This is a genomic window from Pseudomonas sp. EA_35y_Pfl2_R111 (assembly GCF_963970955.1).
Classification (GTDB): Bacteria; Pseudomonadota; Gammaproteobacteria; order Pseudomonadales; family Pseudomonadaceae; genus Aquipseudomonas.
The window spans coordinates 997,540-1,011,023 of sequence record NZ_CAXAOM010000001.1; the positions used below are offsets into that span (position 1 = coordinate 997,540).

At 58.2% G+C, this 13,484-nt stretch carries 9 protein-coding genes; 2 read left to right on the forward strand and 7 right to left on the reverse strand.

All coding sequences use genetic code 11. The features are described 5' to 3' along the window. Position 1: 1 nt before the first annotated feature. Complete coding sequence (locus AACY25_RS04870) at positions 2–1,021, reverse strand: AraC family transcriptional regulator (protein ID WP_339522857.1); 1,020 nt, start codon at positions 1,019–1,021, stop codon at positions 2–4. A gap of 386 nt (positions 1,022–1,407) precedes the next feature. Here AACY25_RS04870 and AACY25_RS04875 point away from each other — a divergent pair, with 386 nt between their 5' ends. Continuing rightward, positions 1,408–2,247, forward strand: a complete 840-nt coding sequence (locus AACY25_RS04875; protein ID WP_339522858.1) for a metal-dependent hydrolase — start codon at positions 1,408–1,410, stop codon at positions 2,245–2,247. A 187-nt stretch (positions 2,248–2,434) separates the two neighbouring features. On the opposite strand, the gene AACY25_RS04880 is transcribed toward AACY25_RS04875, so the two are convergent. Together AACY25_RS04880 and AACY25_RS04885 are read right to left on the reverse strand one after the other, a co-directional pair. After that, complete coding sequence (locus AACY25_RS04880) at positions 2,435–3,376, reverse strand: alpha/beta hydrolase (RefSeq protein ID WP_339522859.1); 942 nt, start codon at positions 3,374–3,376, stop codon at positions 2,435–2,437. A gap of 79 nt (positions 3,377–3,455) precedes the next feature. Further along, positions 3,456–4,136: a TetR/AcrR family transcriptional regulator gene (locus AACY25_RS04885; protein WP_339522860.1), complete on the reverse strand. Its 681-nt coding sequence runs from the start codon at positions 4,134–4,136 to the stop codon at positions 3,456–3,458. Positions 4,137–4,223: 87 nt separating this feature from the next. On the opposite strand from AACY25_RS04885, the gene AACY25_RS04890 reads away from it, so the two are divergent. Continuing rightward, the gene (locus AACY25_RS04890) at positions 4,224–5,090 is read left to right on the forward strand and encodes a hypothetical protein (protein ID WP_339523835.1); all 867 of its coding nucleotides are present in this window, start codon (positions 4,224–4,226) and stop codon (positions 5,088–5,090) included. Here AACY25_RS04890 and AACY25_RS04895 read toward each other — a convergent pair. The 4 genes from AACY25_RS04895 to AACY25_RS04910 form a co-directional block, all read right to left on the reverse strand. Next, entirely contained in the window at positions 5,079–7,802 is a 2,724-nt protein-coding gene (locus AACY25_RS04895; RefSeq protein ID WP_339522861.1) for a LuxR C-terminal-related transcriptional regulator, read from the reverse strand. The two genes, AACY25_RS04890 and AACY25_RS04895, sit on opposite strands and share 12 nt — an antisense overlap. Before the next feature lie 280 nt (positions 7,803–8,082). Next, the gene (locus AACY25_RS04900) at positions 8,083–9,450 is read right to left on the reverse strand and encodes a DUF1329 domain-containing protein (protein ID WP_339522862.1); all 1,368 of its coding nucleotides are present in this window, start codon (positions 9,448–9,450) and stop codon (positions 8,083–8,085) included. A gap of 31 nt (positions 9,451–9,481) precedes the next feature. Next, positions 9,482–11,383: a DUF1302 domain-containing protein gene (locus AACY25_RS04905; protein ID WP_339522863.1), complete on the reverse strand. Its 1,902-nt coding sequence runs from the start codon at positions 11,381–11,383 to the stop codon at positions 9,482–9,484. A gap of 371 nt (positions 11,384–11,754) precedes the next feature. Further along, positions 11,755–13,437, reverse strand: coding sequence for a fatty acid--CoA ligase (locus tag AACY25_RS04910; RefSeq protein ID WP_339522864.1), 1,683 nt, complete (start codon positions 13,435–13,437; stop codon positions 11,755–11,757). Between the last annotated feature and the right edge of the window lie 47 nt (positions 13,438–13,484).

Below are 13,484 nucleotides of genomic sequence, written 5' to 3' on the forward strand. Positions count from 1 at the left end.
GTTATTCCTCAGCGCGGTAATCGCTGGGCAGTTTACCCGTCCATTTCTTGAACGCACGGCGAAAATTCGACGGGTCGCTGAAGCCCAGCAAGTAGGCGATTTCATACAGTGGCAGGTGGGTGGTGGTGAGGTATTGCAGGGCCAGGCTCTTGCGCACCTCATCAAGCACTTGCTGGTAACTGGTGCCCATATTCGACAGATGCCGACGCAGGCTGCGGCCACTGGTGTGCAGGGCATCGGCGGCGCTGGCCAGGTCGGGGAAGTCACCGGGGCGCGCCAGCAGCAGGCGGCGCACGCGGGTCAGCAGGCCGTCCTGCACATCCAGGCTGGCCAATAGGGCTTCGCACTGTTGCTCGCACATCTGCACGGTGGCCGGGTTGGCCAGGGCCATTGGTCGGTCCAGATAGCTGACCGGCATACTCAGGCGGTGATAGGGCTGATCAAACGCCACCGCCACGCCAAACAGCCGCTCGTAGCGCTCGGCGTAATGCGGCGCGGCATGGGCAAAGCCCACCTCGACCTCCTGCAAACGCTCGCCCACCAGAAAGCGCGCGATGGTGTAGAGGCTGGCCAACAAACCTTCGGCGGCGAAGCGGCTGAGCGGGCCTAGCGGTATTGACTCACTGGCGCGCAGTTCGACTCGCTCGCTCTGCTCGACCATTTCCAGCTCATAAGTCAGGCCCAGTACGCGGTAGTACTTGAGGGCGAACTGCATGGCCTTGCCCAGGTTGGCACTGGACAGCACCGCATAGCCGAGGATGCCGTGGGTCGAGACATTCAGCCGCTGGCCAAGCAATAGACCCAGCGCCGGCTCGTCGCACAAACGCAGGGCGCTGCTGGTGAGTTGGGTGAAATCAATAAAAGACAAACGTCCCTGAGGATTGCCCAGCACCTCGGGACGCACCCGCGCCTCGGCAAACAGCTGCGCGCGCGGCACGCCCAACTCCTCGACCAAGTCGAGCAAGGCGGCGGCATAGGCAACGGGAACCAGCTCGGCAGAGAAATTCAATGTTGGCTTCATGGGCTTCTTATTATCTGGCCAGATATGACCACTGACAGCGACGATAACCCTGTTCGACAAAACCCGACAAGGGCATCCCACAGCACGGTGCCAGGTCAGTCAGCTTGCGCAGCTTTGCGCGAGCTTTGGCCATACTCAGGACTTGAGCGGCCGATCACCACAACCGAAGGTTGGGCTTGCAAGGCGCAATGTCCATTTCGCCCAGGCAAGCGCTCTAGCACGAGGGCTTGGCAAGCTAACCATGGCGCTGGCAAGCCATATTTCCTGGTACACCCGTGCAATATTGGCCATATATGACCGAAAAATTGGCTGTTGTGAACCTTTGCCCAACCGTTTGGCGAATCCATAGTGAAACCACGCTTTAGTCACGGACTCAGGGAGTCAGCATGGTCAGCACTACCCCGGAAGGTTTGCAGATTCGTCCACGGCATATGGATTTCGATTTTCCCAATCCCCTGCCGCGCCACTGGCACAGCGGTGATGCCTTCAAAAGTCATCTGTTCGACGCCATGTCGGTGCTGTTCCCCGACGGCGAGCGCTTCTTTATCGACTCGGTGCGGCACTTCCGCGACCAGATCGATGATCCGGTGCTGAAAGAGCAGATCCGTGGCTTTATCGGCCAGGAAGGTCACCATAGCCGCGAGCACTTGGAATACAGCAACCGTTTGCGCGACCTGGGTTACAACATCACCCGTATCGAGAAGCGCGCCCAAGCACGGATCCGCTTCACTCAGAAGAAGTTTTCGCCGCAGCGCCAGCTGGCGGCCACCGCAGCGTTGGAACATATCACCGCGATCATGGCCGACGGCCTGCTCAAGGATCCGCGCCATATGGCGGGCGCGCACCCAACCATGGCGCGCCTGTGGCGCTGGCATGCACTGGAAGAAACCGAACACAAGGCGGTGGCCTTTGACGTGTACAACCAGGTCTGCGGCAGCCGCAAACTACTGCGTCGGGCAATGCGCATGGGCACCTTCTTCTTCGTGCTCGACACCACCCGAGGCCTGGCGCATATGCTCAAACAGGACGGTCTGCTGTGGAACTGGCGGGTGTGGCGCGACGGCCTGCAGTGGATGTGGGGCAAGGAAGGGGTTTTCCGCCCGCTGATCGGTGCCTATCTGGACTTCTTCAAAGCAGATTTCCACCCCTGGCAGCACAACAACTTGGAATTGCTCTACCAGACCCGCGCGGAGTTCGATGCGCCTGCGCAAAGCCAGGCGGCCTGAGTCGGACGCTGAAGCAAAACGACAAGGGAGCCAGATGGCTCCCTTTTATTGTGCGCCAGCATTTCTGTGGCCCGGATGTAAGACGGGAAATCACCCGTCAACCGATCCGCACCCGTACTGCATCCTAGCTAGGTCCTGCGCCTCCTGAAACTGCGGGCCCGCGAAACTGCAGCCCGCACCCTAAGAATCACCCCTGCAGAAAACGCAGAGCATCGGCAGCACTTTGCTGCGGGATTTCTTCCATCGGGATATGGCCAACGCCTGGGTAAGTTTTTACTTGGATACCCGGCAGATCGCGCTGCCACAGCGGCACATGCTTGGGCGAAATCCAGCGATCACGCTCGCCCCACAACAGAAGGGTTGGCGCCTGAATCTGTGCGACCCGCGCTGAAGTGCCGTGTAACTCCTCTTTGTTAACCTTGAGCAGCACCCGGAAGATATCCATCATCGCCCGGCGATTGCCCGGCCGCCGCGTCAGATCGTTGTAGCGATCCACTACACCTGGCTTGATACGCGCCGGCTCGCCGTAGACTTCCTTGATGCCCTGAGCGATCAGCGCGCGCGGCATCCACAGCGGCATGGCCACGGTGGCGCCGGGCAAGGCGGCAGCAGCAATCATCCACGGCACCTTGTGCATGTGATAGCCAGCGGGGTCGATCAGCACCAGTTTCTCCACCCGCTGCGGCTGCGCCAGGGCGAAGTTCCAGGCGATATAACCGCCCAGGGAATTACCGACAATCGATGCCTTGCTTACGCTCAGGTAGTCGAGCAGCAGGCCGAATACCTTGATCATTCGCTCGGCGGAATACACGCCATCACGCGCCGGCCCGGTCAGGCCAAAACCCGGCACATCGAAACGGATCACCCGGTAATCGGCGGCAAAGGCCGGCAACCAGTCATCCCAGGTGTGCAGCGAGGCGACCACGCCGTGAATCAATACCAGCACCGGTTTGTCGCGGCTGCCCTCATCGCGGTAATGCAGGTTGAAGCCATCGAGTTCGATATAGCGCGAGCCATTGGCGGCATTGCCATAGCGCGCCTTGAGGCTTTCCAGCGGCAAAGCGCCGAAACCCAGGCGGGCAAAACCGGCCGCCAGCGGCGGCGTCAGCGGGAGACTGGAAGCAGACATGCAGGCACCTCGATATTGTTGTTTTGGGGAAGACGCATCCGCCCTATCAGAGCATGTCTACCCAGGGCTGACGCCTAACCTAGGTTGAGCGGGCGGCAGGACACAGCGTGGCAATCAGCAACTCGCTGAGCACGCGTTTGGCCTGTTCGATTTCCTCGCGGCTGGCAGCGCGACTTAGCAACTCCAGAGACGCGGCTTCCATGGCCCAGATCAGGGCGCGGTAGGTCAGCGGCTCGGCCGCCAGGGTCACTCTATGCAAACGCTCGGCGAGCAGCCGTGCCATCTCTGCATGAGCCCGCTGACGGTGCGCGGCCAGCGGCGAGTCGGCGCGCAGTGCTTCTTCCTGCATCAGGCGGATAATCGGCCCGACCGCCAGGTGATAGTCGAAATAACGTCCGACCATGCCCTGCAACCAGGCCTGCGGGCTACCGGCCAGGCTCTGCATCTCACCGAAGCGCGACAGCAGCAGGGACACCGCCGTCTGGTAGATGCCTTCGAGCACCTGCATCTTGTTTTCGAAGTATTTATAGAAGGTCCGTCGTGACACATTGGCTGCTGCCAGTAGGTCATTCACCGTGGTTTCCGCCAGCCCCTTGCGGGCAAATACCGGAATCGCCGCCAGCTGGATATTGGTGCGCTGCAGATGGCCGATCAGCGGCCCGTCGCCATCCTGCTCTTGCTGCTGGGCCACCGCGCCGTATCCGCCGAGATCTTCAAATACCGCACGCACAGCCCCCAATTCTGCCAACGCCTGCTGCATCGCACATTTCCCAACCAAGGCGCGGGTGACGCGGATCGCCAAGCTGGTTACGCTGAGCTACGCCATCGCCGCAGGATTATTGTTGTGCTGAACACGCTAACACGCCGCCTTTGCCCACCGCTGGCCATCCTTTTACTGGTTCTGCTGTCACCGGTACAGGCTGCCGAGCTGTTCTATCTTGGGCAGAAAATTCCCGATATCCACAAGCCCTGGAATAGCGCCGACTATCAGCAATTGCTGGAAGCGTTGAACAAGGTCGACAGCACCCAGCTCAACGCCCTGCCCCGGCGCAGCGGCGAGTTCACTGGGCCGATCTATGAGCGCATGGTCAGCGAAGAGAACTTCCGCCCGCAGTTGAATATCTACGCACCGCTTGAACTACGGCAGAACGAAGCCCGTGAAGCATTGTTTCGCCTCAAGGAGCTGATGCGCCTGTATTTCGATTTTCGCGCCGTGCAACAGCCTTATGCTGCCGAGGCGTTGGGTCTGATGAGTTATTCGCTGCGCCAGCAAGCGGTGCTGTTCACCCTGACCACCGAGTTCTGGATGACCCTCTCGGAAACCGAGCAGAGCAACCCGGTACGCCTGCAGGGCCTGCATGAAACCAAGGCCGCAGCGGCCATGCTTACCTCAAGCGCCCTGGACTATCTGGGGCTGACCAAACAGTTCGGCCGCGAAGAGCTGGTGCTTTACAGCGCCGAACTGAGCAAGCAACTACCCGAGCTGTTTATCCATTTAAGCGGAGATGTTCGCGATACGCTGCTGCAACGCGTTGAGCAGCTTGCCCAGCAGCATGCCTATACAGAAGTGCAGACCAACATGCGCGAGTTACAACCGGTGTTGTTGAGTATCCAGCAGGATGTGCAAAGCAAACTCGCAGCGGCCGCGGCGCAGCCGCGCAAGGCGCCCGCACGCAGCCTCGACCTGTCGGTACCGACTGAGTCAGTGCAGTAGACCGAGGCTCTTGGCGCGCGCTACGGCCTGGGTGCGCCGCTCGACGCCAAGCTTGCTGTTGATATGTCGGGCGTGGGTCTTCACTGTATGCAGGGAAATAAACAGGCTGTCGCTGATCTCTTGGTTAGAACAACCCTGGGCGATCAGTTGCAGCACTGCTAATTCACGCGAGCTAAGGGCATCGACCACACCGGCATAGTCGTCCCGGCTGTCCATCTGCGTTGCCTGCGGCAGGTGCTGCCGCAAGGCTTCAATCAAGGGGCTCGGGTCCTGCCCCAGCAACTGCTCGCGCAACCACTCCGGCTGCTGATTTATTAGCCCATGAAATGGCAGTAACCCGCCACCGGCGGCTGCCTGCAAAGCACTGCGCAGCAGCAGCTGCGCTTCGCGCTCGCGCCCGCCAGCACGTAGCAGGGCCACCAATTGCACCTGCGCAATCGCCCCGAGCAACTGTCCGCCGGCGTTCTGCGCCAGCTGGCTCAAACCGCGCAAACGCCGCTCGGCTTGCTCATTCTCGCCCTGCAATCGCTCGTAAGTGGCCAGATGCAGTTGGATATGCAGCGGCAATTGCGGATGAAACTCCGGGGCGGCGGCGGCCTGCTCGCCACCATAAGCATCCAGCAGACGGCTCAACCAAACACCCGCCAGCTCGGTTTGCCCCTGACGCAACCACAACTCACATTTGGTCAGGGTGATCATCGCCAGGTAGTAAATCGGCGGAATATCCCAGATATGCATCAGCCGTTCCGCTTCCGCCAGATGAGCAAAAGCCTGCGGTAAGTTGCCACCGCGCCCTTCCAGGCTGGCCAGCACGCAGTAACCAATCAACACACTGATATCGCGACAGCTACGCGCTTCGGCAATCCCTGCCAGCAGGCGTTGCCTCGCCTGCTGCGGCTGCAGGCGCAGGCTCAGCAGATAGCCTTCATACAGGGTCAGTCGCCCACGCGCAGCGTACTGCCGTTGCGCCGGTAGACTGGCCAGGCGCTGCTGGCCCTGGCGCACTTCGTCCAGCGCGCGCAGCACTTCGCCACGGGCCTGCAGCACGCGCGCGCGGTCGTAATGGGTCAGGGCTTCGAATAGCGGATTACCGACACGCTGCGCCAATTCCAGAGCTTCGCGATTCAGCCCACGCGCACGCCATAAATCACCATGCACGATGGCCAGGTTAGCCAAGCTGGAAAGGCACATCAGGCGCTGGCCATAACGGTCCTGCGGCAAACAACTCAGCGCCTCGCTGCAATAGGCCAGGGCCTTGGCACTGTCGCCACGTCCACGGGCTATCACCCCACTCAGAGCCAGCCATTGCGCCAGCAGGCCTTCCTGCTCACAGCGCTCACGGGCGGGGAGAAAACGCCCCAATTCAGCCAACAGCTCTTCGGCGGCATCCAGCTGACAAGCCAACGCCAGTGCCCAGCCGTACAGCAGAATAAGACGCGGGGTGCTGGTCAGCAGGCTGTCCGGCAAGTCCATTTTCCAGCGCAACAAGGTGGCGACGTTCTGCTCGGCCAGTAATTGTTCTTCGGAGAGGTTCTGCACCAGGTTGGCTGCCACATCCGGTTGGCCTGCGCGCAACGCCTGCTCGATGGCTTCATCCAGCAGGCCCTCTGCGCTGAACCAGCGACACGCTCGCAGGTGCAGGCCTGAGGTTGGTTGCGGGCGACTGCGCAACAGATCGGAAAACAAGTGGTGATAACGAAACCATTTGCCCTGCTCATCCAACGGCACCAGAAACACCTGATGCGCCTGCAGATGACGGAGGATAGCGGCGCTGTCATGGGCATCGCGCAGGGCATCGCATAACTCGGCGCAGAAGCGTTCCAGGCAGGCGGTTTCGTAGAGAAAAGCCTGTACCTCGGGAGGTTGGCGTTCGATTACCTCCTCCAGCAGATAATCATGAATCAATCCATCACTGCCCTGGGCCAGCGCCGGCAGCGCTGCGGACTCCTGCGATTCACTGGCGGCCAGTGACCACAGACGCAAACCCGCGACCCAGCCTTCACTACGCTGCAGCAGAACGGCCAGCGCCTCGGCTGACAGCACGCGGCCCTGCAGCGCGAGTAATTCAGTACATTCCGTATCGCTCAGGCGCAGATCCTGCTCGTGCAACTCCAGCAGTTGCCGCGAAAGACGTAGGCGCGCCAAGTGCCAGTCCGGGCGTTGGCGACTGGTCACCAACATCACCAGGCCGGGCGGCAGATGGCTCAAGAAGAACTGCAAACAGCGGTCGAGCACCGCGCCCTGCGCCAGGTGGTAATCATCCAGCACCAACAGTAACGGTTGCTGAGGATCGAGACGTAGCGCCAGCTCATCGAGCAGACCATCGAGCCATTCTTCAAAGGCAAACGGCTGATGCCGTTGACGCAAGCGCAGCAAGCCCAGCGCTTCCTGCCCAACACCAGGGAAAAACTGCTGCACGCCGCCAAGCAACCGTTCCAGAAAACGCCCCGGATCACTGTCACGCGAACTCAAGCCCAGCCACAGGCTTTGCCAGTGCTCGGGCAAATGCTCGCAGAACTCGATGGCCAATGAGCTTTTACCAAAACCGGCCGGCGCACTGATCAGCAGCAAGCGCCCCGTCAGGCCGCCCAGCAGACGCTCACACAATTCTGGGCGCGCTACGTAACTGGCCGGTAAGGGTGGTCGATAGAAATGCCCGCCCAGTACGTTGGGCGCGGCAACCAAACCAGGAATGCGGGACAGATCAGTCATTAGCCGGTTTCTTGTAGTAGTCAGGCAGAGGCACTACCAATGCCCCGCAGACTAGCCTCTTGATGCGCGCATTTGAAGCCCTTGCGGCCATCAGGTAGCAAACAGCAATGATTGCTCACCACCTATTGAACATTTCCCGGCTTTTATAACAGACATAAAAAAATGGCCGGGAGCCATTTTTAGCGTCACGCCGCGATCGCCCGAAAGGAGGCCGCCATGGATGGCTGGCCATAAAAAACCGGCCCTCAGGGGCCGGTTCTTTATGCAGCATTACTCAGGTTTAGCGTACGCCAGCCTGGCGCAGGGCCGCTGGGGTGTAATCGCTTTCCTTCGCCGGGTAGTCGAACTCGTAAGCACTTTTCTCTTCATTCTTCATACCCAGAGCCAGGTAACGACCGGACAGCAGGTCGTACAGGGTCTCTACGCTGTACCACGGCACTTTCTTGTCGTAGTAGTACTGAGCATGGGCTTCGGCCACACGCCACAGAGTACCGCGACCGTCGTAGTGGTCAATGACAGCGGCTTGCCAGGTGTCTTCGTCAAGGTAGAAGTCACGTTTGGCATAGATATGACGCTCGCCCGATTTCAGGGTTGCAGTCACATTCCATACGCGGTGCAGCTCATAACGAGTCAGGTCCTGGTTGATGTGGCCAGCCTTGATGATCTCGTCATACTTCAGCTTCGGTGAATCCAGACGGTAGCTGTTGTAAGCGATGTAGATGTCCTTCTTACCATTAAGCTTCCACTCGTAACGGTCAGGAGCACCGTTGTACATGTCGAAGTTATCGGAAGTACGCAGGCCATCAGCTGCAGTGCCTGGACCGTCATACGACACCTGCGGCGCGCGACGCACGCGACGCTGACCGGCGTTGTACAACCACGCCAGACGCGGCTCTTTCACCTGGTTGAGGGTCTCGTGTACCAGCAGTACGTTACCCGCCAGGCGAGATGGAGCGGTTACGCGTTGTTTGAAGTAGAACAGCACGTTGCTTGGCTTGCTGGTATCTACATCCTTCAGCGCACCACGGAAGGTGAACTCATCCTGGAAATAAACCAGGCTGTAAGAACCATTGGCCTGCGGAGTAGCCTGAGTTACCAGACGCTTCACGCTGCCGCCGCGATAACGGGTGATGTGGTTCCAGATCGCTTCCAGACCATCCTTCGGAATTGGGAAAGGATAAGCCTGGTCGAAGTTCTCCAGACCGTTACCACCCTCAACCATCTTGGTGTTGACTGCGTTGTTCTTCGCAGCTGCCAGGACGGCATCCGGCATTGTGGCAGTACGGTGGGTCGCGAACACCGGCATTTTGTAGCTTTCCGGGTAACGCTTGAACATCGCCAGCTGGCCAGGGGTCAGCTTGTCTTTGTACTGATCCACATTTTGCGCAGTGATGGTGAACAGCGGCTGCTCATTCGGGAACGGGTCCGAGAGGAAACCGGCAGCATCAGCAGTACCGGCGCTGGCTGGCAGGCCGCCAGTCCAGGCTGGAATAGAACCATCGGCGTTACCCGCCATTTCCGCACCGACTGGCGTCAGCGTGGTACCCAGCTTGGCCGCTTCATCCTGCGACACCGCCGCCATCACACCGCTAGCCAACAGCGAGAGTGTCAGGGCGCCGGTTTGCAGCAGACTTTTTGTTGTTTTCATAGTCATAGTCGTCCTCAAAAATCTCGTCCGCTTAGAAGTTCACGCCAAAGCTGAGCGCAACGAAGTCACGGTCAATTGCAGTGTTGTATTTACCACCAAAGAAGTCGGTGTAAGCCAGGCTGGCGGTGTAGGTGTTCTGGTACTCAGCATCCAGACCCAGGCTGATAGCCTTAGCGCCTTCAGTGAACAGACCATTAGGACCATAACCATCTACGTCATGCGACCAGGACACGCTTGGACGTAAGTTGATACCGGCCATTACGTCTGGGTAATCCCAAATGGCGCGAGCGCGATAGCCCCAAGCAGTGTTAGTGACGAAACCATCGTCTTCACAATACTTGGACTGGTTCTCTCGGCTGTTTGTACCCAAGGTGCTGGCATTGAGGCCTTCGCACGTAGGCAAACCACCGAGAGTTCCGTTAAGCGGGCCTGGACCATAGACCGGGTCACGGCCATAACGCAGATCACTCGAATCTTCCAAACCACCGACATGAACAACACCGATTTCACCTACCAGCGTTAAACGGCTTGCCCCCATAATCTGATCAAAGAAGTGAGTAAAGGTTGTCTGGAACTGAGTAATTTCCTTACGTTTATAACCATTAACTTCAGTGCCAGGCTCGCCAGTAATTAAAGAAGCATTAGCAAACCCTGGCAGCGGGGTAACACCGGCAAAAAGAATATCGGTGGTATTAAGCAGAACAGGAGCATTGGGGCGATAACTTAATTCACCGCTCATGGCGGTTCCAGTAGGCAATGTAGTGGAGAAGCTCATACCATAGAGCTGAATATCCTCTGGGTATTCAACGAAATAATTAGAGTTACCCGCAATAACAAGGGGTCGCAATTGGGCTAATGCCGGAACTGCTCCAGGAAACGCCGCACCGGTAGCAACATTATAAACATCTTGCCCAGGTGCAGCAGCACTGAACGCTGGAGTGCGGCTATGGTAATTTATAAAGTAAGCACCAAACTCAGTATCCAGAGCAGGCGAGAAGTAACGGAAGGCTGTACCGAACTGCCCGCTGTCACGCGCATCACGATCGTCCGAACGGCGAACCAAAACGCCCTCACTATTCTGGTTTACTGCAAGATCCGGACGACCAGCCACAGCTGCAAGCCTGCCATTAACAGCCGCAGCCGCAGCCGGATTATTACTCAGCACACGCAGATTATCGGTACACCCATCAGCGATAATATCTGGCTGGGCAAAGAAAGTTCCGCAGTTATCAGTTACGGTCTGGTCCCATTCCAATTGGTAGAAAGCCTCCATCGAGAGGTTTTCGGTCAGGCTCTGAGAGATGTAAAACATGTTAACCGGAATCAATCCTTCTTTGATCTCAGCACCTGGGCGACGAAATGCGGAGACATCCACCGGATTGATTTCATTGATGCTGTTACGGATAAAAGTACTTTCGCCCCAACTTACAACTTGCTTACCCACTCGAACGGAACCCGGCTGACCGGCGATATCATAGTTGTGGTAAACGAAAGCATCGAGAATCTGAGAGCCGGAGGATTGCGCACCCTCTTTACGGTTGTGATCGTCAATATCTTTAAACAAGCGACTTTCATCTTTCAACTCAAAGTCATACCAGTACTTACCACGTACAAATACGCCGGTATCACCATACTTCAGCTCAAGGTCATGAATACCTTTGAATATCTTGGAGAATGTCTCACCGCGCTTGAAGTTCTGCCGCGAGTCATCCGTAGTTTGCGACAGACCTTGACCACCATTATTGGACCCAATCAGATCTGGATCAGCGCCACGCACCGACCAGCTAGCACCAACCGACAGCGAAGAGTCGAACTGACCTTCGATTTCACCGATATTGAAAGTAACGCCGAATGCAGGTGCGGCGAGGGTGGATGCGAGGCTGACGGCCAGTGGCAGTTTTGCCAGGCGCCAGGTTTGTTTTGTTTTTGTCATCGACGCTACTCCATGTGTTTTTTGTTATGGATGGTGCGGACTATAGCCAGCGGGTACTTCTGCTTGATCCCTCTAAAGTGTGATTTGCAGCCCCCAGGCACTCTGGCTCGCTGGTTTCGGCGTGTTTGGCACGGCCGGCAGAGCCAAGAATGGCTTGGAATGAGCAATTAGCAAGCCAAACGCTTGTTTGACTGATCAGTCACCAAAAACGACTTGGCTTGGCGCGAATTGAACACCCCGCAGCGTTATGCAAGCCACCCTCAGAGAACGCTGTTAAATCGCCTGAAAGCCTTTATCCAAAAGGCTTTCAGGCTATTGAAAGGCAAACGCGAAAACGGGCGAAGCCTGCGCCTCACCCGTGTCTCAGCCCCTTAGACAGTGGACAAAAACGGGCTGCCTGCGGCCTGCCACTGGACGATATCCAGGCGAATGCGTTTCTTATCCAGCTTGCCGACGCTGGTCTTGGGAACTTCGGTAACAAGGGCGATCTGCGACGGTATCGCCCACTTGTTGATGCTGCCCTGATCGACATAAGGCTTGAGGTGTTCCTTAAGGCCCTTGGCATCCAGACTCTGACCTTCGCGCAGCACCAGCAGGGCAAATGGCCGCTCGCCCCACTGCGGATCAACCACTCCCACCACCGCCACTTCACGTACCGCAGGGTGACGGCTGATCAGATCTTCCAGTTCCAGGGAGGAGATCCATTCACCGCCAGTTTTGATTACATCCTTGATGCGGTCGCGGATATCGATAAAGCCAAAGTCGTCGATGGTCGCCACGTCACCAGTGTGCAGCCAGCCGTGTTCCCAAAGCTCAGCACCCTTCTCCGGTTCGCGGAAGTAACCCTGGGTCAGCCACGGCGCACGCAGCACCAGTTCGCCCTGGCTTTCGCCATCAGCCGGTAACAGCGTGCCATCGGCGGACATGATCGCCGCCTCCACCAGAGGCACAGGCACACCAGCCTTGATCCGGTAAGTGGTGCGTTCATCTTCGCTGCCGGCCATCAGCTCATCATTGATATGTGCGCAGGAGATCAGCGGGCAGGTTTCCGACATGCCGTAGGCAGCGGTCAGCTGGATGCCGCGCGCCTTGGCTGCCTCATACAGCGAACGATTCAGCGCGCTGCCACCGATAATCATCTTCAGCCCGCCAAAGTCATGACCCTGAGCCCCAGGGGCGGCCAGCACCATTTGCAGAATGGTTGGCACGCAGTGAGAGAAGGTGACCTTCTCCTCTTTGATCAGGCGGCAGAGCATGTCCGGCTCATAACGGCCGGGATAGACCTGCTTGATCCCCAACATGGTGGCCACATACGGGATACCCCAGGCGTGCACGTGAAACATCGGGGTGATCGGCATATACACATCATTGGTGCCCAGCAGACGGATGCTGTCCAAGCTGCCCAACACGCTGGCTTCGGCCATGGTGTGCAGCACCAACTGGCGATGACTGAAGTACACACCCTTGGGGTTGCCGGTGGTGCCGGTGGTGTAGAAGGTGGTGGCGACCGAGTTCTCGTCGAAATCCGGGAAGTCGTAGCGCGGGCTGGCGGCGGCCAGCAGATTTTCGTACTCACCGACCATGCCGCCCATATCAGCAGTTTTCTCGGCTGCGTCGGTCAGCAGAATGGTTTTCTGTACCGTGGTCAGCTGGCTTTCGATACCTTTGTAGAGCGGCACGAACTCGCTGTTGACCAGCACGAACTTATCGTCGGCATGGTTCATGGTGTAGAGAATCTGCTCAGCCGATAGGCGGATGTTGATGGTATGCAGCACCGCGCCGATCATCGGGATAGCAAACATGCACTCCAGGTAACGGTGGCTGTCCCAGTCCATCACGGCTACGGTGTCACCGGCCTTGACCCCGGCTTCGGTGAGCACATTGGCCAACCGCGCCACGCGCTCATTAAGGGTGGCGTAGCTGTAGCGCAATTGGTCGCGGTAGACGATTTCGCGGGTTTTCTCGTAGCGGATACCGGACAGCAGCAGACGCTTGATCAGCAGCGGCGCTTGGTGGGCATTGTCGGCGGGGGCGATCAGACGGGTCTGCAGCATGGCGGTACCTTATTGTTGGTTTTTTCAGTGCGGCCAATCTAGAGCGC